At 35.4% G+C, this 22,944-nt stretch carries 20 protein-coding genes and 12 tRNA genes; 29 read left to right on the top strand and 3 right to left on the bottom strand.

From position 1 onward, the window contains the following. Window positions 1–18 precede the first annotated feature (18 nt). The gene (locus J5Y03_RS18425) at window positions 19–1,119 is read left to right on the top strand and encodes a C40 family peptidase (RefSeq protein WP_209407460.1); all 1,101 of its coding nucleotides are present in this window, start codon (window positions 19–21) and stop codon (window positions 1,117–1,119) included. A 120-nt stretch (window positions 1,120–1,239) separates the two neighbouring features. Here J5Y03_RS18425 and mscL read toward each other — a convergent pair whose 3' ends face one another. Continuing rightward, a complete protein-coding gene (gene mscL / locus J5Y03_RS18420) occupies window positions 1,240–1,653 on the bottom strand; it encodes a large conductance mechanosensitive channel protein MscL (RefSeq protein WP_209407459.1) in 414 nt (137 codons plus the stop codon). Between the two features lie 150 nt (window positions 1,654–1,803). Between mscL and msrA the strand changes: the two genes are divergently transcribed. The 3 genes from msrA to J5Y03_RS18405 all read left to right on the top strand — a co-directional run bounded on the left by msrA (window position 1,804) and on the right by J5Y03_RS18405 (window position 4,849). Then, window positions 1,804–2,754: a peptide-methionine (S)-S-oxide reductase MsrA gene (gene msrA / locus J5Y03_RS18415; protein ID WP_209407458.1), complete on the top strand. Its 951-nt coding sequence runs from the start codon at window positions 1,804–1,806 to the stop codon at window positions 2,752–2,754. A gap of 448 nt (window positions 2,755–3,202) precedes the next feature. Next, window positions 3,203–3,424: a hypothetical protein gene (locus tag J5Y03_RS18410; protein WP_209407457.1), complete on the top strand. Its 222-nt coding sequence runs from the start codon at window positions 3,203–3,205 to the stop codon at window positions 3,422–3,424. A 156-nt stretch (window positions 3,425–3,580) separates the two neighbouring features. Further along, on the top strand, window positions 3,581–4,849 hold the full coding sequence (locus J5Y03_RS18405) for an MDR family MFS transporter (RefSeq protein ID WP_245208968.1): 1,269 nt from the start codon (window positions 3,581–3,583) through the stop codon (window positions 4,847–4,849). A 187-nt stretch (window positions 4,850–5,036) separates the two neighbouring features. On the opposite strand, the gene J5Y03_RS18400 is transcribed toward J5Y03_RS18405, so the two are convergent. After that, window positions 5,037–5,942, bottom strand: a complete 906-nt coding sequence (locus J5Y03_RS18400) for a DMT family transporter (protein WP_209407456.1) — start codon at window positions 5,940–5,942, stop codon at window positions 5,037–5,039. Between the two features lie 110 nt (window positions 5,943–6,052). Here J5Y03_RS18400 and pdxR point away from each other — a divergent pair, with 110 nt between their 5' ends. From pdxR to J5Y03_RS18340, 12 genes are all read left to right on the top strand, one after another. Beyond that, a complete protein-coding gene (gene pdxR / locus J5Y03_RS18395) occupies window positions 6,053–7,444 on the top strand; it encodes a MocR-like pyridoxine biosynthesis transcription factor PdxR (RefSeq protein WP_209407504.1) in 1,392 nt (463 codons plus the stop codon). A gap of 362 nt (window positions 7,445–7,806) precedes the next feature. Then, window positions 7,807–8,907 (top strand): D-alanine--D-alanine ligase, encoded by a 1,101-nt coding sequence (locus J5Y03_RS18390; protein ID WP_209407503.1) that lies wholly within the window; start codon window positions 7,807–7,809, stop codon window positions 8,905–8,907. Window positions 8,908–9,004: 97 nt separating this feature from the next. Next, on the top strand, window positions 9,005–10,384 hold the full coding sequence (locus tag J5Y03_RS18385) for a UDP-N-acetylmuramoyl-tripeptide--D-alanyl-D-alanine ligase (RefSeq protein ID WP_209407455.1): 1,380 nt from the start codon (window positions 9,005–9,007) through the stop codon (window positions 10,382–10,384). 18 nt (window positions 10,385–10,402) lie between these two features. Continuing rightward, on the top strand, window positions 10,403–11,053 hold the full coding sequence (locus J5Y03_RS18380; RefSeq protein WP_209407454.1) for a YdeI/OmpD-associated family protein: 651 nt from the start codon (window positions 10,403–10,405) through the stop codon (window positions 11,051–11,053). A 323-nt stretch (window positions 11,054–11,376) separates the two neighbouring features. Then, window positions 11,377–12,951 (top strand): DEAD/DEAH box helicase, encoded by a 1,575-nt coding sequence (locus J5Y03_RS18375; protein ID WP_209407453.1) that lies wholly within the window; start codon window positions 11,377–11,379, stop codon window positions 12,949–12,951. A gap of 132 nt (window positions 12,952–13,083) precedes the next feature. After that, complete coding sequence (gene uvsE / locus J5Y03_RS18370; protein WP_209407452.1) at window positions 13,084–14,049, top strand: UV DNA damage repair endonuclease UvsE; 966 nt, start codon at window positions 13,084–13,086, stop codon at window positions 14,047–14,049. 22 nt (window positions 14,050–14,071) lie between these two features. After that, complete coding sequence (gene acpS / locus J5Y03_RS18365) at window positions 14,072–14,428, top strand: holo-ACP synthase (protein WP_209407451.1); 357 nt, start codon at window positions 14,072–14,074, stop codon at window positions 14,426–14,428. Between the two features lie 261 nt (window positions 14,429–14,689). Next, the gene (locus J5Y03_RS18360; RefSeq protein ID WP_209407450.1) at window positions 14,690–15,700 is read left to right on the top strand and encodes a LolA family protein; all 1,011 of its coding nucleotides are present in this window, start codon (window positions 14,690–14,692) and stop codon (window positions 15,698–15,700) included. 163 nt (window positions 15,701–15,863) lie between these two features. Next, window positions 15,864–17,030: an alanine racemase gene (gene alr, locus J5Y03_RS18355; protein WP_245208966.1), complete on the top strand. Its 1,167-nt coding sequence runs from the start codon at window positions 15,864–15,866 to the stop codon at window positions 17,028–17,030. 149 nt (window positions 17,031–17,179) lie between these two features. Next, window positions 17,180–17,461 (top strand): CopG family ribbon-helix-helix protein, encoded by a 282-nt coding sequence (locus J5Y03_RS18350; protein ID WP_209407449.1) that lies wholly within the window; start codon window positions 17,180–17,182, stop codon window positions 17,459–17,461. A 4-nt stretch (window positions 17,462–17,465) separates the two neighbouring features. Beyond that, window positions 17,466–17,816, top strand: a complete 351-nt coding sequence (ndoA, locus tag J5Y03_RS18345) for a type II toxin-antitoxin system endoribonuclease NdoA (protein WP_209407448.1) — start codon at window positions 17,466–17,468, stop codon at window positions 17,814–17,816. A 224-nt stretch (window positions 17,817–18,040) separates the two neighbouring features. After that, a complete protein-coding gene (locus tag J5Y03_RS18340) occupies window positions 18,041–20,218 on the top strand; it encodes a Tex family protein (RefSeq protein WP_407648465.1) in 2,178 nt (725 codons plus the stop codon). Here the strand turns inward: J5Y03_RS18340 and cmpA are convergent. Then, on the bottom strand, window positions 20,208–20,318 hold the full coding sequence (cmpA, locus tag J5Y03_RS18335; RefSeq protein WP_209407501.1) for a cortex morphogenetic protein CmpA: 111 nt from the start codon (window positions 20,316–20,318) through the stop codon (window positions 20,208–20,210). The two genes, J5Y03_RS18340 and cmpA, sit on opposite strands and share 11 nt — an antisense overlap. A 309-nt stretch (window positions 20,319–20,627) precedes the next feature. Here cmpA and J5Y03_RS18330 point away from each other — a divergent pair, with 309 nt between their 5' ends. The 13 genes from J5Y03_RS18330 (at window position 20,628) to J5Y03_RS18270 (ending at window position 22,819) form a co-directional block, all read left to right on the top strand. Next, window positions 20,628–21,086 carry a SprT family protein gene (locus J5Y03_RS18330; RefSeq protein ID WP_209407446.1) on the top strand — a complete coding sequence of 153 codons (459 nt, stop codon included), beginning with the start codon at window positions 20,628–20,630 and terminating at the stop codon, window positions 21,084–21,086. Window positions 21,087–21,353: 267 nt separating this feature from the next. Next, window positions 21,354–21,428 (top strand) — tRNA-Asn (locus tag J5Y03_RS18325). A gap of 4 nt (window positions 21,429–21,432) precedes the next feature. Next, a tRNA-Ser gene (locus J5Y03_RS18320) sits at window positions 21,433–21,523 on the top strand. A 7-nt stretch (window positions 21,524–21,530) separates the two neighbouring features. Beyond that, window positions 21,531–21,605, top strand: a tRNA-Glu gene (locus J5Y03_RS18315). Window positions 21,606–21,609: 4 nt separating this feature from the next. Next, window positions 21,610–21,685: transfer RNA gene (locus tag J5Y03_RS18310), tRNA-Val, on the top strand. 191 nt (window positions 21,686–21,876) lie between these two features. Further along, a tRNA-Met gene (locus J5Y03_RS18305) sits at window positions 21,877–21,953 on the top strand. A gap of 3 nt (window positions 21,954–21,956) precedes the next feature. Further along, window positions 21,957–22,032: transfer RNA gene (locus tag J5Y03_RS18300), tRNA-Asp, on the top strand. 71 nt (window positions 22,033–22,103) lie between these two features. Further along, window positions 22,104–22,178: transfer RNA gene (locus tag J5Y03_RS18295), tRNA-Gln, on the top strand. Between the two features lie 148 nt (window positions 22,179–22,326). After that, window positions 22,327–22,399: transfer RNA gene (locus J5Y03_RS18290), tRNA-Lys, on the top strand. A gap of 15 nt (window positions 22,400–22,414) precedes the next feature. After that, a tRNA-Leu gene (locus J5Y03_RS18285) sits at window positions 22,415–22,500 on the top strand. Between the two features lie 83 nt (window positions 22,501–22,583). Next, window positions 22,584–22,660: transfer RNA gene (locus J5Y03_RS18280), tRNA-Arg, on the top strand. 5 nt (window positions 22,661–22,665) lie between these two features. Further along, window positions 22,666–22,742 (top strand) — tRNA-Pro (locus J5Y03_RS18275). A 3-nt stretch (window positions 22,743–22,745) separates the two neighbouring features. After that, window positions 22,746–22,819, top strand: a tRNA-Gly gene (locus tag J5Y03_RS18270). The last annotated feature ends 125 nt before the right edge of the window (window positions 22,820–22,944 follow it).

Genomic DNA, 22,944 nt, shown 5'->3' with positions numbered 1-22,944 from the left:
GAGGAGAATGGCTTACACATGTTTAGTAAAAAAATTATTTCACTAACTTTAGCAGGCGTTTTACTGGCTTCGGCACCAATCACTTCGGTTAATGCTGCAAGTAAAAAAGTAGAAACGAAGCAAGCCGAAGTTAACAAATATCAAAACCAATTAACTGATTTAAGTAACCAAGTAAAAAACATAGATAACCAAATTAATGATACTGAAAAGCAAATTTCAGATAAGAAAGATGAAATTGCAAAAACAGAAAAAACGATTAAAGATAAAAATGATCGTATTACATATTTACAAGGACGTATTACGAAAAGAAACAATATTATAAAAGAGCGTTTACAAAAGATGCAAGAACAACCTCGCTCAAATTTAGTTACTGAAGTACTATTTAATTCAAGTAGTATTATGGACTTTTTTAGCCGTATTAGTTCAATCAATACGTTATTTCAAGCAGATCAAAACATTATAGATGATCAAAAAACAGAACAAGCAGAAGTAGTAAAAGAAAAGCAATCAATTAAAGATAAACAAGATACATTAGTTGCTGCAAAACAAGATTTAGTAAATAAACAAAATGACTTAGCTAATTCACAAAAAGAAAAACAACAAGCTATGAATCAAGCAACAAACCAATTAAAACAAGCTGTTGCAGAACTTCAAGCAGCAAAAGAAGATGCTACACGTCTTGAGCAAGAATCATTAAGATTAGCAGAATTACAGGATGCGTCTTCTCCTTCTGATAGTAGCCAACCAACTGGTCCGGTTGCTTCAGGGAATTCGATCGTTGATTATGCAATGCAGTTTACAGGAGTTCCTTATGTATTTGGTGGAACTACTCCAAGTGGATTTGATTGTAGTGGATTCATTTGGTATGTGTACTCTCATACAGGACACAGCATCGCAAGAGGAAACGTAGCTACTTATTGGAACCAAGTAACAAAAGTTAGCTCACCAGAACCAGGTGATCTAGTATTCTTAAAAGATACGTATATTAGTGGTCCATCTCATATGGGAATTTACATTGGTGGAAACCAAATGATTCATGCTGGAAGTAAAGGAATTGGAACAGTTAGCTTAAGCAGTGGATTTGTTCGTTCTCACTTCTTAGGATATGGCCGTTTCTAAATAAATTAAATTAATAGAGTATAAGTATTGTGAAGTGTGTACAATATTTATACTCTTTTTTGATTCCAGTAAAAAACGATTGTCCAATTTTATGAGACAATCGTTTTTTTATATGGAATACTATTCAGGTTGAGATGCATTTTGTTTTTGTGCTTTCAATAAATCTCTAATTTCTACAAGTAATTCTTCTTGCTTCGTTAGTACTTGAATTTCTTTTTCTTCAATTTCTTCTTCTTTTGTTTTTTTCCAAGAGGTTAATTTGTTTATTAATTTGATGAAGATGAAAATTGAAACTGAGATAATTAAGAAATCAACAATTGATTGGATAAACATTCCGTATGCTATTGTAGCTTTTCCATGGGTGTAAGATAATTTTGAGAAATCTTTTCCACCTAATAGAAGTCCGAGTATTGGCATCATAATGTCACTAACAAGTGAGGATACAATTTTACCAAATGCTCCCCCCATGATCACACCGACTGCTAAGTCAAGAACATTCCCTTTTAAAGCAAATTTTTTAAACTCTTCTAACAAGTCTTCCAACCACCTTTCCAAAAAAGTATCTTTATTAGTGTACATACACATTCACTAGTCATCAAGTAAAAGTTAAAAAGAGTCGATTTAGTTCATTTATCCGTAAATATATGGTAAATACTAAGTAGAGTGAAAAAGGAGTGTGTGTTGATGAAGAGTGAATTAGCTACTTTTGCTGGTGGGTGTTTTTGGTGCATGGTAAAGCCTTTTGATAAGGAAGAAGGAATTATAAAGGTTGTGTCAGGATACACAGGAGGAACAACTGAAAATCCAACATATGAAGAGGTTTGTTCAGACACAACAGGACATTACGAAGCGGTTCAAATTACATTTGATCCAGATGTTTTTTCCTATGAAAAATTACTAGATATCTTTTGGCGACAAATTGATCCAACAGATGTAGGCGGTCAGTTTCATGACAGAGGTAGCTCATACAAAACAGCCATATTTTATCATACAGTCGAACAACAGAATGCGGCGATTGCTTCTAAAGAAGCATTAGAAAAGAGTGGAGTCTTTTCTAAACCGATTGTTACTGAAATTCTACCTGCTAAACCATTTTATGAAGCAGAAGAGTATCATCAGGGCTACTATAAGAAACATCCAATCCGCTATGAAATGTACCGAAAAGGTTCAGGTCGTGCTACGTTTTTAAAGGATACTTGGAAGGAACATCAAAAGGAATTAAAGAAAAAATTAACTCCGCTTCAATATGCTGTTACACAAGAAGATGCAACAGAGCCACCATTTCAAAATGAATATTGGGATCATAAAGAAAAAGGAATTTACGTTGATATCGTTTCAGGTATTCCATTATTTAGTTCACTTGATAAGTTTGATTCACATTGTGGTTGGCCAAGTTTTACAAAACCAATTCTTCAAGGAGAACTTGAAGAGAAAAAAGATTACAGCCACGGAATGATTCGAATAGAAGTACGAAGCTCCGAAGCTGATTCACATTTAGGGCATGTGTTTGATGATGGTCCAGGAGAAAACGGTTTACGTTATTGTATTAATTCAGCTGCTTTACGCTTTGTTCCTTATGAAAAAATGGATGAAGAAGGCTATTCAGGGTATAAACAAATCTTTAATAGAAAATAATGAGTATGAAAGAAGATGTCTGATGATTGTCAGGCATTTTTTATTTGGTACAATTCATGAATATTAATAATGTAGTTAAATCTTTTATAAAATAGGCTCTTTTTTAAAAGATTGTTGCTTTTAGGTTTTTGAATTAAAAGACAGAAGTTGATTGGAACGGAAGGGTGCTCGACTCCTGTGGGAGATGCGGGAAGGCTGAGACCCCACAGGAGCGTAAGCGACGAGGAGGCTCAGCTCACGCCCCTAGGAAAGCGAGCATCCTGGAGTGGAAACCAACTTACACATACTGAAATAGCAACAATGTATATGAAAAAAGACATAAAATAAAAAGTTACAAAAATATTTAACTAAATTTTCTAAAAATAATGACAAATCATTTTTAGGTATGCTAAAATGAAATTGTCAAAGGTTGTTCACAATTTAGACACATTTATAAGGAGGGATATCAATGAATTTTTCAGATCATAAAATCGTTACCTTATACACTACATTATCACGTGTTATCTTTTTAATTGGACTTATTCTTTTTATATCTTGTTTTTCTGTAAGCGCTTTACATGGTAATTTCATTTTATTAACAATAAGTATTTCAATAATGGGTACATGCTCTACATTATTTATTCTAGGCCTATTTCTAGGGTTAATGTTTTCGGTGCCTTCAAATAAATGAAAAGATAAAAAGTAAAAAGTTATCCTTTTAGTCGACTGGCTAAGATGATAACTTTTTTTATTGGTTTAAAAGTCGTTATATTCATCACTTTCTGAAAATTTGTAATTCATGTTATAATTAAAAACATGTTTTTCAAACTAGGGGGTGCAGCAGTAGATGGGTATATTTAAAAAATTAATTGGCATGGATCGAAATGTATGGATTCGTGTGATTGGGGAAACAGTTACGAATAGTGCAATGATGATGCTTATGCCATTTTTTGCTTTATATCTACAAAATAAAGTAGATTCAATGTTGAAAGTAGGATTTATTATGGCTATTTCACCAATTTCCTCATTATTTGGCTCAATGATTGGTGGAAGATTAGCAGATATATATGGAAGAAAGAAAATGATGGTTTTTTCAACAATTGCATCGGCTATTATATTATTCTGTTTTTCATTAGTCGATGGGTATGGTGAGTTTCTTGTATTATCTGTATTGCTTGGAGTTAGCAATTCATTTTTTAGCCCTGCTGCGTCAGCAATGGTAGCTGATGTAACAGAGCCAGAAAAGCGAACAGAAGCATACGGTTTATTACGTGTCGGTAATAATGTAGGAGCAGTTATTGGACCTTTAATCGGTACCTCTATTTACTTTCTTTCAAAGGATGTTCTATTTTATATTGCTGCAATCATTTTAGGTATTTATAGTATTGTGCAAGCAATTTATTTAAAAGAAACACTTCCTTCTGTAAAGCAAGACAAAAAAGAAGTAGATACAAAGATTCCTTTTAATAAAGTTGTTCGTATAGTTGCAACAGACCATCTATTATTCTTTTATATTGCAACTGGCATCATTATTGCGATGGGATTTTCACAAATTGAAGGGATGTTACCTCTCTATTTCAAACAAACGTTGACTTCAATCTTTGGAAAGTGGAATCCATTTCCTTTTTTAATGTCCTTTAATGGGATATTAGTCGTTCTTTTTCAATTCCCAATTTCTAGTTACTTATCAAATAAGCCAATTGGAAAAACGATGTATTACGGTACGTTATTGTTTGGTTTAGGTATCCTTTCAATCGGCGTTGCTCCTCATATACTAGTGTCTTTCGGATTAAGTAAAATAGTAGGATTAATTATTTTATTAGTCATTTATACGTATTACACTTTTGGAGAAATGGTGATGTCACCTGTTCAAACGACTTTTGTTGCAAATATTGCTCCTGAAGATTTACGTGCTACCTATATGGCAGTGGGAAGTATGAAATGGACAATTGGTGGGTTTTTAGGACCAATATTAGGCGGCTTTTTATTTGATCGTGAATTAGGATTATGGTTATTTATCATATTAGGTGCGGGTGTTGTGATTTCAGGTATTTTATACAGATCACTTGATTCGAAAGTGGCATTACGTGAAAAGGAAAAAGATATGGCAATTTAAAAAGGTTCTTTTCTATAAGATTGGTAAAGTAAACCTATGAGAAAGAAGTTGATTGGAACTGAAGGTGCGAGACTCCTGTGGGAGCAGCGGGACAGGTGAGACCCCGAGGCGTGATAGTGCCGTGGAGGCTCACCGCCTAACCCGCGGAAAGCAAGCATCCTGGAGTGGAGATCAACTTATCACCTTCTTAATTAGCTCTTTTTAGAGGTGATTTCGCATTTTGCTTCCGAGTTCCAAACCCTAATGCGATGGCAGCGCCAATACAGCTAGAAAAGCAACCAGCAAACAAATTCAATGATGGATCTGACTCACCAATTATAACGGAAGCTATTCCTCCAATTACCGGGAAAAGTGCAACCATATAGCCACTTTGAGCTCCTCCAATTTTTTCTACAAGCTTCAAATAGAATAACCATGCTACAAATGAAGCAACCAGAGTTAAATATAGCAACACAGATAAGTATGAAAACGATGTTGGAAATATAAATTCTTGTCCTTGGAATAATACAATTACTCCCATCAATATACTGCCCACTGTAAATCCAATGGCATTTGCATAGATAGGATGCACCTTGTGACTTGCATTTCGTGCCGAGCTGGCGTCACCTACTGCTGTTAGAAGTGTACCTAAGATTGCAACCATAATTCCTTTTATGTCGTTGGACCCTTGAAAGTTGTTCAAATTCGGATAGATGAGAATACACACGCCTAATACACCCAAAATCCCCCCAAACAAAACGCGTGAATGTAACTTTTCTTTTAAAAAAATACGAAGAGTAATCGGGGTCAAAATCACCTTTAATGAAAAAACCAATGTTACGATTGCTGCAGAACTCAAAATTGTGGCGTAATAAAGGCATAAGTAGCTTAATGTAAAGTTACATACACCAAAAACTATTACAAATGGGATATCTTTTCTTGTTGGCCTCCCTTTTGGTCGAAGGAACCAAACAAGAATCAAAAATAAAAAGGCTGTCATAACTAAACGATAAGTTAAGGATAATTCCAAGCTGACAGGAGTTCCTTGAATTTTTACTGCAATAAAGTTGAGTCCCCATACAATCAAACAAAATATGTACATAAATATTGTCATAAGATATCTCCCAGATCAAAATTTTTTCTAAATTCATTATTCATTTACACTGTCATTTCTAAAAGGTACAGTTTACAATAAACACAAATGACAGATGAGGTAATTCAATGATGAATGAACTAATATTTAATATCAATCGAAAAAGTAACTCTCCTATGTACCAACAAGTTTATCAATACATACGTACTCAGATTTTATCTGGTAAATTAGAAAGGAATACAAAGTTGCCATCAATTAGACAACTTGCTATCCAATTAGAGGTCAGCAGAAATACAACTCAGGTAGCCTATGAACAATTGCAATCGGAAGGATATATTCGAAGTGAGAACAAAAAGGGATTTTTTGTAGAGGCCACTATATCGGATGAGACGCTTAATTATGAACCCATTAGAGAACAACATCATGAAAGAAATCAAACTGACATGAAAACTATTGACTTTAAGATTGGGACAGTGGACCAAGAGAACTTCCCTATAAAAAAATGGAGGATGCTTACAAACAAAATCATTAAAGACTCTAGCATGTTTTCATACGGAGAAAAACAAGGCGATATTAAGTTAAGGAAGGTACTAGCAGATTACTTGTTTCAATCAAGAGGGGTTAATACTTCTGCTGAACAGATTATTATTGGCAGTAGCACACAACACTTGTTATTACTTTTGTCGCTGTTGCTAAAGCAAGACTATCATTATCTGGCAGTAGAAGACCCTGGATATGATGTGGCAAGGGAACTATTTGCTCTTCAGTCATTTATTATTGATCCGATCCCGGTAAAAGAACAAGGCATCCAAGTTGATCGCCTTTTAAAGTCGCCTTCTAGACTTTTATATGTCACTCCTACTCACCACTTTCCATTTGGAGTGACTATCCCCGTCAATGAAAGATTAAAGTTAATTCAATGGGCGAAAAGGGTGGAAGGATATATTATTGAGGATGATTACGATAGTGAATTTCGATATATCCATCAACCTGTACCGTCTCTTCAAAGTTTAGATTCTAATGATAGGGTGATTTATTTAGGAACTTTTTCAAAGGCACTACTACCTTCTATCCGTGTCAGTTATATGGTTTTACCTAGGAGGCTAGTAAGTGAATATAAAAAGATACTCCCTTTGCTTGAGCAAACATCCTCATCTATTCATCAGAGAACACTGGCGACCTTTATGAATGAAGGATATTGGTACTCACACTTAAGGAAGATGAAAGCTTTGTATAAACGTAAAATGAATCTATTGAATAGGGAATTACTAAAACACTTTAAGAATTATGTTGAAATAAAAGGTGGTAGCTCCGGAATTTTCGTTATTATTGAAGTTAAAACAAAAATGAGTGAAAAAATGCTAATTGAAAGGGCATATAAACACGGAATTGCAGTTTATCCTTGCTCGAAGTATTTTTCGAAATATATACCACAATATCCGCATATTCAACTTGGATTAGGTAGTTTAAGTGAAGAAAAGATAATAAAAGGAGTATCTCAACTAGCAAAAATTTGGTTGTAATCTTGATTTTTCCCCTAAAAAAGGTTTTTCTTTTTCTTATTTGGGGTAGCACCACATCGTTAACAAGCTAAGATTTTAAAGTACCCCCTAAACGAAAATTTTTATAGCACCGAAGTTCATTTTTATCGTATTGGGAGTTGTAATCAACTAACGCATTCTAATATAGCAACAATGTATCCGAAAACAACCTTCTTTTTTTGTCATTTTATAAAGGTTATTCTAAAGTATGTCGGACCTTGGTCATTTCACACTTGAATTGTTTCTGCATAGTTTATAAAGAAATTAGGTTTCTACCCATTAAGGCTTATACACTTTTGAAGAAAGTGGTACAATAGAAGCAGCAATTAGTTAGTAGGGGGAACATCATGAAAATCAAGTTAGGTTTATTATACGGCGGTAAATCCGCAGAACATAAAGTATCATTACAAACAGCTTTTGCTGTTATTTCTGCATTGGATCATTCGAAATTTGATGTGTATCCAATATATATATCTGAACAAGGTGAATGGTTACAAGGTAAGAGAATTGAAGGTAAGGTAGAAAGCGTTGCTCAGCTTAAATTTTCTCAAGATGATCAATCAGTACAAGAAATTGCTCCTGTTGCATTAACTTCATCTATTATACCTGCATCTGCACAGCAACCATCTTCAGAGCCGATTGACGTTATTTTCCCATTACTTCATGGACCAAATGGTGAAGATGGAACAGTACAAGGCTTACTAGAATTATTAAACATTCCTTACGCTGGAAATGGCGTGTTAGCATCTGCTGCTGGGATGGATAAAGTAATTATGAAAAACTTATTCGCTCAAGCTGGAATTCCACAAGCGAAATATGTTCATTTCTTAAAAACAGAGTGGAAAGAAAATCCAGAAAAAACTTACGAAGCTGTTGAAAAAGAATTAGGCTATCCAGTTTTCGTTAAGCCTGCAAACTTAGGTTCAAGCGTAGGGATTAGTAAAGCGAAAAATCGTGAATCATTAATTGCTGCATTTGAAGAAGCTTTCCAATTTGATCGTAAAATTATTATTGAAGAAAATATCGTTGGAAGAGAAATTGAAATAGGTGTTTTAGGTAACGACAAAGTTGCATGTTCTGTTGTTGGGGAGATTAAACCATCTGTTGAATTCTATGATTACAATGCGAAATACGAAAGTGGAGAAACTGGCTTAATTATTCCTGCACAAGTTGAAGAAGAAGTGTATGAAAAAATTAAACACTATGCTGAAGTAGCATTTAAAGCGATCGATGGATCTGGTTTAACTCGTGCAGATTTCTTCGTAACAGAAGATGGTGGCGTATTAATTAATGAAGTTAATACAATGCCTGGTTTCACGCCATTTAGTATGTATCCTCAGTTATGGCAAGCTACAGGATTAACTTACCCAGCATTAATTGAAAAATTAATTGATCTTGCAATTGAGCGCTACGAACAAAAACAACAAATAAAATACAATATTTAATAGCATATGAACAAGGCTGACCGAATAGAAAAGTGCACATGCACCGAATGGTCAGTCTTTTCTACGGAAAGAATGAATAGAGATTGGAGTGGTCATGATGGGGATTAATCGTACTGTTGAACAAATAGCTCATATGATTCCAGGAAGTACATTGATCGGAAATTCTGTTGAAATAAATGGTGTATCAACAGATTCAAGAGAAAATTTACAAGGTAAATTGTTTATCCCAATAAAGGGAGAAAAATTTGATGCGCACCAGTTCTTACCACAAGCAATCGAAAATGGTGCAGCAGCAATTTTATGCTCAAAAAGTTATGAGGATGTTCCTACAAATGTACCTGTTGTTTTAGTAGAAGATACATTAGAAGGACTACAACAACTGGCGAAAAGCTATTTAAAAGAGTGGAACGGAAAAGTAGTTGGTATTACAGGGAGTAATGGGAAAACTTCAACGAAAGATATTTTAACTAGTATCCTTTCAGCTAAATATAAAGTACATAAGACGCAAGGTAACTATAATAATCATATTGGTCTACCATTAACTGTTCTTTCAATGGACGAAGATACAGAAGTTGCTGTACTTGAAATGGGAATGAGTAATTTTGGTGAAATTGAATTACTTACGAAAATAGCAAATCCAGATGCAGCAATTATTACAAATATTGGTGAATCCCATATGATGGAGCTTGGATCTCGTGCGGGTATTGCAAAGGCTAAGCTTGAAATTGCAGAGGGTTTAAAAGAAAACGGTACTTTATTAATTAATGGGGATGAACCATTGTTAATTGAAGGGGTAAAAGATATATCTTTTAAAGGAACTATTGAAACGTTTGGGTTTAATCAAAGTAACAACCTGTACCCAACAACCTTTGAATTAACAGAAAATGGTAGTACTTTCGAGGTTAATAAAATAGAGAACAAAACATTTACTTTATCTGTTTTAGGAAAACATAATATCAGTAACACATTAGCCGCTATTGGTGTTGCAATGAAATTTGGTTTAACTTCTGCTGAAATTGAAAAGGGATTAGAGAATTTACAGCTGACAAAGATGCGTATGGAATTATTAAAAGCACCAAATGGTGTAACTTTAATAAATGATGCATACAATGCGAGCCCAACTTCAATGAAAGCAGCAATTGATCTAGTTTCGGATTTAAAAGGATTTGCACGTAAGTTTGTAGTGTTTGGAGATATGCTTGAACTTGGTGATCAAGAAGTAGCTTTTCATGAGGAAATTGGTAGTGAAGTTGCATCAAAAGGAATTGATTATCTTTACACATATGGGGAACTAGCTTCAAATGGTGCAGCGGTAGCAAAAAAAGCGATGAGTGAATCACGCGTTAAATCATATCAAGATAAAGAAAAATTAATCCAAGATTTATTACAAACTGCAAAAGAAAATGATCTAATAGTAGTTAAGGCTTCACGTGGGATGAAATTAGAAGAAGTTGTAAATGCGATTTTAGAAAAATAGGTTTGAGGAGAAACGGAAATGGATCAGGCATTAATTAAAAAACTTAAGTTAAATGTTGATGAGAAAACACTTATTTTAAATGCCCCTGAAGAATATCTATTATCAGCAAAGGAATCTCTTGGTGAAAATCTGCATACAGAAGTCCAAGGAGAGTATTCTTTTGTTCAAGCATTTTTATTTTCGAAAGATGATGTTAATAAAATTGCACCGACGGCTGTTTCTGTAAGTAATGACAGCACAATGCTGTGGCTTTGCTATCCGAAAAAGAGCTCGAAAATAAAAACAGATATTACACGAGACCAAGGATGGGAAACGTTAGAGAAATTAGGCTATGTTGGAGTTTCGCTAATTTCAATTGATGATACTTGGTCTGCGATGCGTTTTCGTGGGGCGGAGCTTACAAAACCGGCACGAAGAACGTCTTCCGCAACAAAAACGGTTAAAAAAGTTACTACTAATAAAGTAGTAGAAGTACCAGAAGATTTACAAAAAGTCTTAAAAGAGAATTCAGAGTGTGAACTATTCTTTACAAATTTAGCGTATACACACCGTAAAGAATATGTAAATTGGATCACAAGTGCTAAGCGTGAAGAAACTAGAAACAAGCGAATTGTTGGTACAATTGAGCGTTTAAGGAAGGGAATTAAAAATCCAACGATTAAACTATAGGTGGTTTGCTTTTTATTCTATTTATAAGTATAATGAGTAGATATTGTTTCCTTTTTATTTTGCTACGGAACATTGATATCCACTAAAAATGAACCTTCCTATGATAAGTTACGAAACAAAGTTACACATATTAAATATAAAATATAAAAGATAGATATATAAGCTGAATGAAACATTTTCCATTTAACCTTTACGAAAAATAGGAAAAAATGATTGTATGAGCGTAATTTATTTTTGAAGTAGTATGTTACGATAATTGTTTTCGTGCAAATTTTCGTCTAAAAGATCGATTCAACTTATATAGAAACAAAGGAGAAAACACATTGACAACATTTCAAGAACTAGGTTTAGACAGTAAAATCCTTTTCTCAATTGAAAAATTAGGATTTGAAGAAGCAACTCCAATTCAAGCACAAACAATCCCATTAGCAAAACAAGGCCATGATGTAATTGGTCAAGCGCAAACAGGTACAGGGAAAACAGCAGCGTTTGGTATTCCACTACTTGAAAAAATTGACATTAAAGGCGAAAACGTACAAGGAATTGTTATTGCTCCAACAAGAGAATTAGCAATCCAAGTAGGTGAAGAGCTACACAAAATTGGAATGCACAAAGGCGTTAAAATCCTTCCAATCTATGGTGGACAAGATATTAGCCGTCAAATGCGTTCATTAAAGAAAAATCCTCACATTATTGTTGGGACACCAGGTCGTATTCTTGACCACATCAACCGTCGTACACTTAAACTTCATGGCGTACACACAGTTGTCCTTGATGAAGCGGATGAAATGCTAAACATGGGCTTCATTGAAGATATTGAATCAATCTTAAAAGATGTACCAGAAAATAAACAAACACTTCTTTTCTCAGCAACAATGCCAGATCCTATTCGTCGCATTGCAGAAAGATTTATGACAAATCCACAAATCGTGAAAGTGCAAGCAAAAGAAGTGACAATGCCTAATATTGAACAACACTTCGTAGAAGTTCAAGAAAAAAATAAGTTTGATGTATTAACTCGCTTATTAGATATACAATCTCCAGAATTAGCAATCGTATTTGGTCGTACAAAACGTCGTGTTGATGAGCTTTCTGAAGCTTTAAACTTACGTGGATATGCTGCTGAAGGTATTCATGGAGATTTAACACAAGCAAAACGTATGTCTGTTTTAAATAAATTCAAATCAGGTTCTATTGATGTATTAGTTGCAACAGACGTAGCGGCTCGTGGTTTAGATATCTCAGGTGTTACACATGTTTATAACTTTGATATTCCTCAAGATCCAGAAAGTTACGTTCACCGTATTGGACGTACAGGACGTGCAGGTAAATCAGGTATTGCAATGCTATTCATCACACCACGTGAGTTTGGTCAATTGAAAAATATTGAGCGTACAACTAAACGCCGTATGGAGCGTATGACACCTCCAACACTTGACGAAGCAATTGAAAGCCAACAACGCATTATTGCTGAAAAATTAACGTCAACAATGGAAAACGATAACTTAACGTTCTACAAACGTATCGCAGAAGAATTACTTGAAGAACATGATTCTGTAAAAGTTGTAGCAGCAGCGTTAAAAATGCTTACTAAAGAACCAAATGAAACACCAATTAGATTAACAGATGAGCCTCCAATGGTTGGAAAACGTGATCGTTCTCGTGGAAACGGTGGCGGTGGATACCGTCGCGGTGAAAACAAACGTGGTGGTGGAGATAACCGTCGTGGTGGAGATAACCGTCGTGGCGGAGATAGCCGTCGTGGTGGAGATAGTCGTCGTGGAGATCGCGATAATCGTGGTGGAAACGGTGGCGGCGGAAACTACCGTGGCAAACGTAACGAAGGAAATCGTGATGGAAACCGTGGCGGACAACGCAGAACTCAAGAAAGTAAATAATTAATAATAGAAAGACATTGGGAAACCAGTGTCTTTTTCTTTTTCCTTCACTTTGTTGTTTTTTAAAAAAATTCGTGTGGTTTGAATGACTTGAAGCAAACTAAAGAAAAAAAGTGAAGGGTTGGAAATAACATGCTGGTACGGCTAGGGTATGTAGCGATGAGCGTTCATCTACAGAATGCTTCACCATCTCAAACAATGACATTTGCTCAATTTAAGCGTACAGAGGATCGAAATGCGGCTTTACGAAAGTTAGAGCGTATATCTTTATCAAATTTAGAAAATTGTTTGCGCTTGTTAAAACACAATAAAGCATATGATATTTCATTTTTTCGTTTAAGCTCTAAATTAATTCCGCTTGCCAATCACGAAGAGTTACTCGATTGGGATTACTTACCCCCTTTGAAACAATCTCTCGGTGTAATAGGGGACTTTGTAAACAAAAATCAAATGCGTGTCGATTTTCATCCAGACCATTTTGTGATTCTTAATTCGGAAGACAAAGATTTATTAAAAGCATCATTAAAAACTTTACGAATGCATTATCAACTTTTAAAATTGATGAAACAAAATCCTGAACACCGATGTGTTCTCCATGTTGGTGGTGGCTACAATGACAAGGAAAAAGCACTTGAGCAATTGATTGAAAATTTTTCAGTTATTCCAACTTCACTCCAAAAAATGCTATTATTTGAGAATGATGATACAACATTTACATTTGATGAAACACTTTTTGTATGTGAGAAGTTAGATGTGCCCGTTGTTTTTGATTATCACCACCATCTTGTTCATCATACAAATGAGAGCTGGACTTCCAATTGGGAAAGAGCTGTTAAAACATGGAGACACTCTAATCTACCAATGAAAATGCATATTTCTAGTCAGAGGGATGAGAAGGATATACGTGCACATGCTGACTATATAGATACGAAACAATTTCTTGAATTTTTGAATGGAATAAATGGATCAGTTGATCAAATTGATTGTATGATTGAAGCGAAGAAAAAAGACGATGCATTGTTTAGATTAATGAAGGACCTTAAAATGGAGTCCTCTGTTGAAATCATAAATGGGAGTAGCTTTTATTTTAAACCTTAGAAATTAAAAAAGGGTGAGGGAAATGATTGTTGGTATTGGGATTGATTTAGTAGAAATGCAACGTATAAAAGAAATGATTGAAAAGCAGCCTAAGTTTTTAGATAGAATTCTTACGGAAAATGAAATGACTGTTTTTCATTCTTTGAGTAAAAAAAGACAGGTTGAATTTTTAGCTGGACGGTTTGCTGCAAAAGAAGCTTGTTCAAAAGCGTTTGGTACAGGTATTGGAAAAGAAATTAGCTTTCAAGACATCGAGATTTTGAATGATGAAAAAGGAAAGCCAATCCTAAAAGTAGATTTTCCATACATAGCACATATCTCCATTACACATACTGAGCATTACGCTGCTGCTCAAGTAGTTTTTGAAGAAATTCGTTAATAGCCAACTGAAATAAAACAATTCCTTGCAATATCGAGGGATTGTTTTATTTATTTTTTTAATAAATAAACTTGTTATTAAAGCTAGTCTGCATATTCTAGAGCTTGGTCACATATATTTTTGTGAGGATAGGAGAAGAAGCAAGGGCGCAACGTGCATGAATAAATAGGTTTGGACATCTTAGCTACACGCAGACATTTATTCCTTGCCATTGCATGTGGAATCTTCTTTGAGATTATGGGGAAGAAGGAGCTGGGGGAAATGAAAAAAAAGCTTGTAGCGATGCTTTTTGTTGTTACGTTGATCTTTTCACTAACAGCATGTGGAACGAAAAGCAAAGATGATGTTGTTCAGTCATTGAATGATCAAATTGTAAAAATGTCTGGGTACAAAGCGGATGCAACATTAACGATAAAGAATGGTAATGATCCGCAGGAGTATAAAGTAGAGATTTGGCATAAAAAACCATCTTTTTATCGTGTACAATTAAAAAATGCTAAAAGTGAGCAAAATCAGATCATTTTGCGAAACAATCAAGGGGTATTCGTTTTAACACCTGCACTGAATAAGAGTTATCGTTTTCAAAGTGATTGGCCATCTAACAGTAGTCAACCATACTTGCCGGAATCTTTAGTAAAGGATTTAATGCAAGATAAAGATGCAACATTTAAAACGACAAATAATGGATATATCTTTGAAACAAAAACCAATTATCAAAATAAACAGTTGTTGCCTACTCAAGAGATCACATTTAATAAAAAAGGTTTAACACCACAATCTGTAAAATTATTAGATACTGATAAAAATGTTGTGTTGGATGTTAAATTTAAATCAGTAAAATACAATGCGAATTTTGATAATGATGCCTTTGATGTAAAGAAAAACATGACAAGTGCGGGAATAGGTGTACCAACTGTTGCTGATGGTCAATCGAATTTCCTAGTTACTCAATATCCGAATTATTTAATGGATGGTGTATCACTTGTTGATCAACAAGATTTAAAAACAAAAGACGGTGTTCAAGTCTTCCTTTCGTATAAAGGTAAAAAGTCATTTACTATAGTGGAGCAAAAATCAGTCGTATCTGAAACGAGCACGATGATGGATGTAAGTGGAGAACCAGTTGACCTTGGATTTACAGTTGGCGCGTTATCTAATAAGTCCATTTCTTGGTCATATAAAGGAACTGATTTTACAATCGTTTCAACAAATCTTACTCAAGATGAGTTAATAAAAGTAGCGAAATCAGTTGGACAAAAGGCTACTAAATAATATGTTTTAATTATAAAATGTTGACGTGTCTTTTATAGCACGTCTTCTTCTTTGTTAAAATCTTTTAATTGGAAACGGAGGAACTTGACATTTCCTTCAATGAAGCAAATAATTTTAGTCATACTATTCACTAACTGGATTGTAATTAAAAGGAAGTGTAAAAATGGAAACTAATATGTATTATCGAGATACTTGGGCAGAGATTAATTTAGATGCAATCAAATCAAATATTAAGCAAACTCTTGCTCAATATCCAAAATATAAAGAAGTTTATGTTGCACTAAAAGCGAATGCATATGGACATGGTTATGCAGAAGTTGCTGAAGCAGCATTAAAAGCTGGTGTAACTAGAATTTTAGTGGCATTTATTGATGAAGGCATCTATTTGCGCAATGCAGGTATAGAGGCGCCTATTTTAGTCCTTGGGGCATCTAGACCAACGGACGTTTCAATGGCAATCAAGCATAATTTAACACTTGCTGCATATAATGTGGATTGGTTAGAGGGAATTGCAAAAAACTTAAAAAGTAATGAATCGATTACAATTCATTTGAAATTTGATACAGGCATGGGAAGAATCGGTCTACGTACGAAAGAAGAATGGTTAAAAGCTGAAAAAATTTTAAGCCAGCATCCTAATATTATTTTTGAAGGGGTGTTTACACACTTTGCAACAGCGGATGAGTTAAACCGTGCGTATTTTAGCGAACAACTTTCGAACTTTAAAGAAAAGTTAACTTGGTTAGAAGAATCAGATCGAGTTCCTCCGTTAATTCATTGTTCTAATAGTGCTGCGACTATATTAGAAAAAGGATTATTTAATACTGTTCGAATGGGGATAGTTATCTATGGGTTAACTCCGTCAGTTGAAATGAAGAAGGAAATTCCTTTTACACTTCAGCCGGCACTTTCCCTGCATACAAAAATTTCTCATGTAAAGCAATTAGAACCGAATAAATTTATAAGTTATGGTGCGACCTATTCAACGAAAGCAAATGAATGGATTGGGACAATTCCGATTGGTTACGCAGATGGTTGGCTACGTGATATGCAAGATTTTAATGTATTAGTCGACGGGAAAAAAGCTCCAATCGTAGGAAGAGTTTGTATGGACCAATGCATGATTAAATTACCTGATTATTATCCGGTTGGAACTAAGGTAACCTTAATTGGTACGCAAGGTGATCAGACTGTAACAGCGGAAGATGTTGCTGCTCATATGAACACGATCAACTACGAAGTGACTTGCTTAGTTAGTCACCGAGTGCCAAGAAAATTTATCGAGGACAACAAAGTCGTTTCTGTAAATAATTTCCTTTTAAAAGACTAATTCCAAAGATAATGTATATAAATTGTATGAAACGTATGTGTTTGGAAAAGATAAACGAAGAGAAAACTTACTTTCCATTCCCTAAAATTAATGATATTATATGGAAAGGGAGATATACGGGTAATAGTTGATTCTGGAGGTGCTGAGACTTGTCTGAAGCAAATGCAACAACTGAAATAACAATCCGTTTACCTAAACATGTCGTAAGCGAACTTGATGGATTAGTAAAGCAGGAGAACGGAAATCGTAACGAATATATATATCAAGCGACAAAGATGTTCTTAAAAGATCGTAAACGACGTCAAAGCCGTGAACAAATGAGACGTGGTTATATGGAAATGGCGAAAATAAACTTGCTAATATCTTCTGAGTCATTTTATGCTGAGTCTGAAGCTGATTCGAAAGTGGAGCGCTTAGTAAGCGGGGGGTAATCACTTGATTGTAAAACGTGGCGACGTTTATTTTGCAGATCTTTCCCCTGTCGTTGGTTCTGAACAAGGTGGAGTTCGTCCAGTTCTTGTTATCCAAAATGACATCGGTAACCGTTTTAGTCCTACTGTTATTGTCGCTGCGATTACAGCGCAAATCCAAAAAGCGAAACTCCCAACACATGTTGAAATTGACGCGAAAAAGTATGGATTTGAACGTGATTCCGTTATTTTACTAGAACAGATTCGTACGATTGACAAACAAAGGTTAACCGATAAAATTACACATCTTGATGATGAGATGATGGAACTAGTAGACGAAGCGCTTCAAATTAGTCTAGGATTGGTTGATTTTTAAAAAGTTGCTTTTTAGCAGCTTTTCCTACATAACTTGAAAATTACACATACTTGATGATATAACCCTTTCGCTTTGAAAGGGTTATTTTTTAAGTTTTGGCTCTGTTAAAGTTTATTGTTGATAATTAATACTATCGAATTTCAACAAACTTTTACAGAGCCTAAGTTTTAGATAGCTTGAAAATGAAAGGGTGTATTCATTTGAACAGTGAAAAATTAGAAAAAATGATTGCAAAAGAATTAAATGTAACTTCTCAGCAAGTGAAAAATGTCATTGCTTTAAAAGAGGAAGGCAATACAATTCCTTTTATCGCACGTTATCGTAAAGAAAAAACAGGAAATCTAGATGAAGTTCAAATTAACGATATTCTTGAAAAATATGAGTATGAAATAAATTTACATAACCGTAAAGAAGAAGTTATTCGATTAATTGCTGAAAAAGGGAAATTAACTGAAGAGCTTCAAAACAGTATCCAATCAGCTACTAAGCTACAAGAAATAGAAGATTTATATCGTCCATACAAAGAAAAGCGTCGTACTAGGGCGACCGTAGCAAAAGAAAAAGGGCTTGAACCATTAGCAGAATGGATTATGTCATTTCCGGAAGCTGGCAGCCTAGAAAATGAAGCTAAACAATACATAAACGAAGAAAAGGAAGTTGCTTCAATAGAAGATGCTGTTAATGGCGCGAAGGATATTATTGCGGAATGGGTATCAGATGATGCAACTTACCGTAAATGGATTCGGGAATATACAGCAAAACAAGGAAAGATCCAAACAAGCGTAAAAAACGAAGAGAAAGACGAGAAAAAAGTCTACGAGATGTATTACGCTTATGAGGAGCCAATTTTAAAAATTGTCCCTCACCGTATTTTAGCAATGAATCGTGGAGAGTCGGAGGAAATTTTACGAGTATCAATCCAACCGCCGATCGAAAATATTCTTCACTATTTAAACAAACAAGTGATCAGTAAACAATCAATTGTAAATCAAGTAATAACAGAAGTGATTGATGATGCATATAAACGCCTAATTCAGCCTTCAATTGAACGTGAAATACGAAATGAATTAACAGATAAAGCAGATGAACAAGCCATTAAAATTTTTTCTGAAAATCTTCGCTCACTGTTGCTACAACCTACTTTAAAAGGAAAAGTGGTACTTGGAGTTGATCCTGCCTTCAGAACTGGTTGTAAACTGGGCGTTGTAGATCCAACAGGAAAATTACTAAAAATTGATGTGATCTACCCTCATCCATTTAAAGGTGAAAAAGAAGAGATTCAGGCTCGTAAAAGGGAACAGGCAGTTGCTAAAATTGAAAACATCTTAACGTCATTTAACATTGAAACAATTGCAATTGGGAATGGAACAGCATCAAGAGAAACTGAAACATTTGTTTCAAGTGTATTAAAACAAATGAAAAAGAAAATATATTATGTCATTGTAAATGAAGCTGGGGCTAGTGTTTATTCTGCGTCAGAAATTGCACGAGAAGAATTTCCTGACCTACAAGTTGAAGAACGTAGTGCGGTTTCCATTGCGCGACGATTACAGGACCCACTCGCTGAACTTGTTAAAATTGATCCTAAATCAGTTGGAGTTGGATTATATCAACACGATGTTTCACAAAAAAGCTTGAACAACTCATTAACGTTTGTAGTCGAAACAGCAGTAAACCAAGTAGGTGTGAATGTAAATACAGCATCTGTTTCTCTTTTACAATATGTATCAGGGCTATCTAAAGTAGTCGCAAAAAATATTGTTAAGTATCGTGAAGAAAATGGGATGATAAAAGACCGTAAAGAATTAAAGAGCATTCCTCGACTTGGAGCAAAAACATATGAGCAGTGTATTGGATTTTTACGAATTATTGGTGGTGAAGAACCACTAGATCGTACTAGTATTCATCCGGAAAACTATACTCAAGTTAAAAAGCTTCTAAAATCATTAAAGAGAACATCAAATGATATCGGTACAAATGATTTAACGGAAGAGCTATTTAAACTGAATTTATCTTCTACTGCTGCGGAATTAAACATAGGCGAATTAACTTTACACGATATTATTAGTTCGTTACGCCAGCCAGAGCGTGATTTGCGTGACGAATTACCAGCGCCACTTTTAAGACAAGACATTTTACAAATAGAAGATTTGAAAGTTGGAATGGAACTAGAGGGAACAATCCGTAATGTAGTTGATTTTGGGGCTTTTGTTGATATTGGATTAAAGAATGATGGACTTGTACACATTTCAAAAATGAGCAGTAGTTTTATAAAGCATCCATTAGATGTAGTGTCTGTTGGGCAAGTTGTCAAAGTGTGGATTTCGGATGTTGACCTGAAAAAACAACGTGTCGCTCTTTCTATGCTACCAATCACACAAGAAGATTTAATCAAAGCCTAAATTTTTGGTAATAAAACCAGCATTGATTCAATATCTTTATTTGGTGACGATTTTTCTCTAAGAAAGCTTTCTGAATTTGAGCTTGAAACCAATTAGGCATTACCATTTAGGTCTCCTCCTTAAAAATATCTGCCCTTCTTTTCTATATGGAAGGGCAGATGATTAAATGAGCGAATAAAATCACTAGACCTAACTACTTTTAATAACCTAACGCCATTGTCCGATTAAAAAACAATCTCTATTCCGTTGTAGAGAAATCTATTAAGCGCATTTTTATTATTAATATGAAGTAGTAAAAGAGTTTCAGGAACTCTCATTTGTACAAATAGTTTATGCAAGACACCGGATAAAAGTGTATTGTACAAAAGAATTAAGGTTGTACTTTTTTTAGAGGAAAAGGTGATTTAATATGGAAAATAACCAATTACAAAAATTAGTAGAAGAACTATCAATCGAGAAATTTCAACGTCCCTTTCTTCACAATGCAACCTTTAACTCAAGACTTCGCACTACTGGTGGACGATATCTATTAAGTACTCATAACATCGAATTAAATAAACTTTACCTAGAAGAACACGGAATAGAAGAGCTGAAAGGTATTATTCTTCATGAACTATGTCACTATCATCTTCACTTAATGAAAAAAGGATATAAACATGAAGATAAAGATTTTAAAGAATTAATGAAAAAAGTGGGAGCTCCAAGATACTGTAAACCTCTTGTGAAATTGAAAAAGAAGAAAAAAACGCAAGAAATTAAATATAAATACATCTGTACAAACTGCGGACAAATCTACTTAAGGAAACGAAAAGTAGACCTAAAACGCTATGTTTGCGGCAAATGTGCAAACCCACTAAAAGAATCATAAAAACTGTTGACATCCATAATTCAAATGGGTTATATTATTACTTGTCACCGGTTAAACCGGTTAAAGATTCAACTGAGATAAACACCATATTAATAGGGTGAACAGCGCAACGATTATTCCGCAGTAAAGCGTAAACATCTCGAATCAACTTCGATGTAGCTTTGCAAGGAGACAGAATAATCTCCCAAGAATAACCGACTGCGACCAGCAGCGTAGCAACGAAAAATTATATTTAATCCAGATATTAATTCATCACACTTTAAGTATTCCGCAGTAGCTCAGTGGTAGAGCACTCGGCTGTTAACCGAGTGGTCGTAGGTTCGAATCCTACCTGCGGAGCCATTATAGAGAAGTACCCAAGTGGCTCAAGGGGCGCCCCTGCTAAGGGTGTAGATCGCTAACGCGGTGCGTGGGTTCGAATCCCATCTTCTCTGCCATACATACGGCCCGTTGGTCAAGCGGTTAAGACACCGCCCTTTCACGGCGGTAACACGGGTTCGAATCCCGTACGGGTCACCATAGTGGAGGATTAGCTCAGCTGGGAGAGCACCTGCCTTACAAGCAGGGGGTCGGCGGTTCGAGCCCGTCATCCTCCACCATATAAAATTTAAATATTGTTATTGAATCCAAATTTACGGATATCACATTATCGCGGGGTGGAGCACGATCGAATATGCTACGAAGCTTAGCTACAGCATACCAATCGAGCCGCTACTTGCAAAAACATCCTGAGATTGGGAAGGTCTACTATTATAGTTCATGGATCCATACTTATGGTTATCCACATTATCGCGGGGTGGAGCAGTCTGGTAGCTCGTCGGGCTCATAACCCGAAGGTCGCAGGTTCAAATCCTGTCCCCGCAACCAAATGGTCCCGTGGTGTAGCGGTTAACATGCCTGCCTGTCACGCAGGAGATCGCCGGTTCGATCCCGGTCGGGACCGCCATTATTTACTACTCAATGTAGTAATTTTCTTTTTTTCAGGACATAATATTTTATGTTGAAACAATTCATCATTGGGCTATAGCCAAGCGGTAAGGCAACGGACTTTGACTCCGTCATTCGTTGGTTCGAATCCAGCTAGCCCAGCCATATTATTTTTAAGTGCATCAGTGAAGATGTCGTTCCAAATTGATCTAGCTAACAAAGATTTCGATGTCTTTAATTTAGCTTTTTAAACCTAATAAGTTAAACCAATAGGTTAACTTATTAAGATCGTTAAGTGATTTGTTATAATCATGAGCCATTAGCTCAGTAGGTAGAGCATCTGACTTTTAATCAGAGGGTCGAAGGTTCGAATCCTTCATGGCTCACTTTTTAACTTATTTGCGGTCGTGGCGGAATGGCAGACGCGCTAGGTTGAGGGCCTAGTGGGGGCAACCCTGTGGAGGTTCAAGTCCTCTCGGCCGCACCAAAAAAATAAAATAAAAAAAGTGTTGACAGTGATTGATAGGTATTATATACTATTAAAGTCGCTAACACGACATCATAAAAAATGCGCCCGTAGCTCAATTGGATAGAGCGTTTGACTACGGATCAAAAGGTTAGGGGTTCGAGTCCTCTCGGGCGCGCCATATTTCGGGAAGTGGCTCAGCTTGGTAGAGCACCTGGTTTGGGACCAGGGGGTCGCAGGTTCAAATCCTGTCTTCCCGACCATTTGCGGGTGTAGTTTAGTGGTAAAACAAGAGCCTTCCAAGCTCTGGTCGAGAGTTCGATTCTCTTCACCCGCTCCATTTGAACTTTGAAAACTAAACAAAACATGAAGTAAACGTCAATTATTAGTTTTAGAGCACAAGATAAACAATCTATTATGGAGAGTTTGATCCTGGCTCAGGACGAACGCTGGCGGCGTGCCTAA

The organism is Gottfriedia endophytica (assembly GCF_017814275.1).
GTDB classification, from domain to species: Bacteria; Bacillota; Bacilli; order Bacillales; family Bacillaceae_G; genus Gottfriedia; species Gottfriedia endophytica.
Note: the sequence above shows the minus strand (reverse complement) of the source record. Positions and strands in the feature narration are given on the sequence as shown.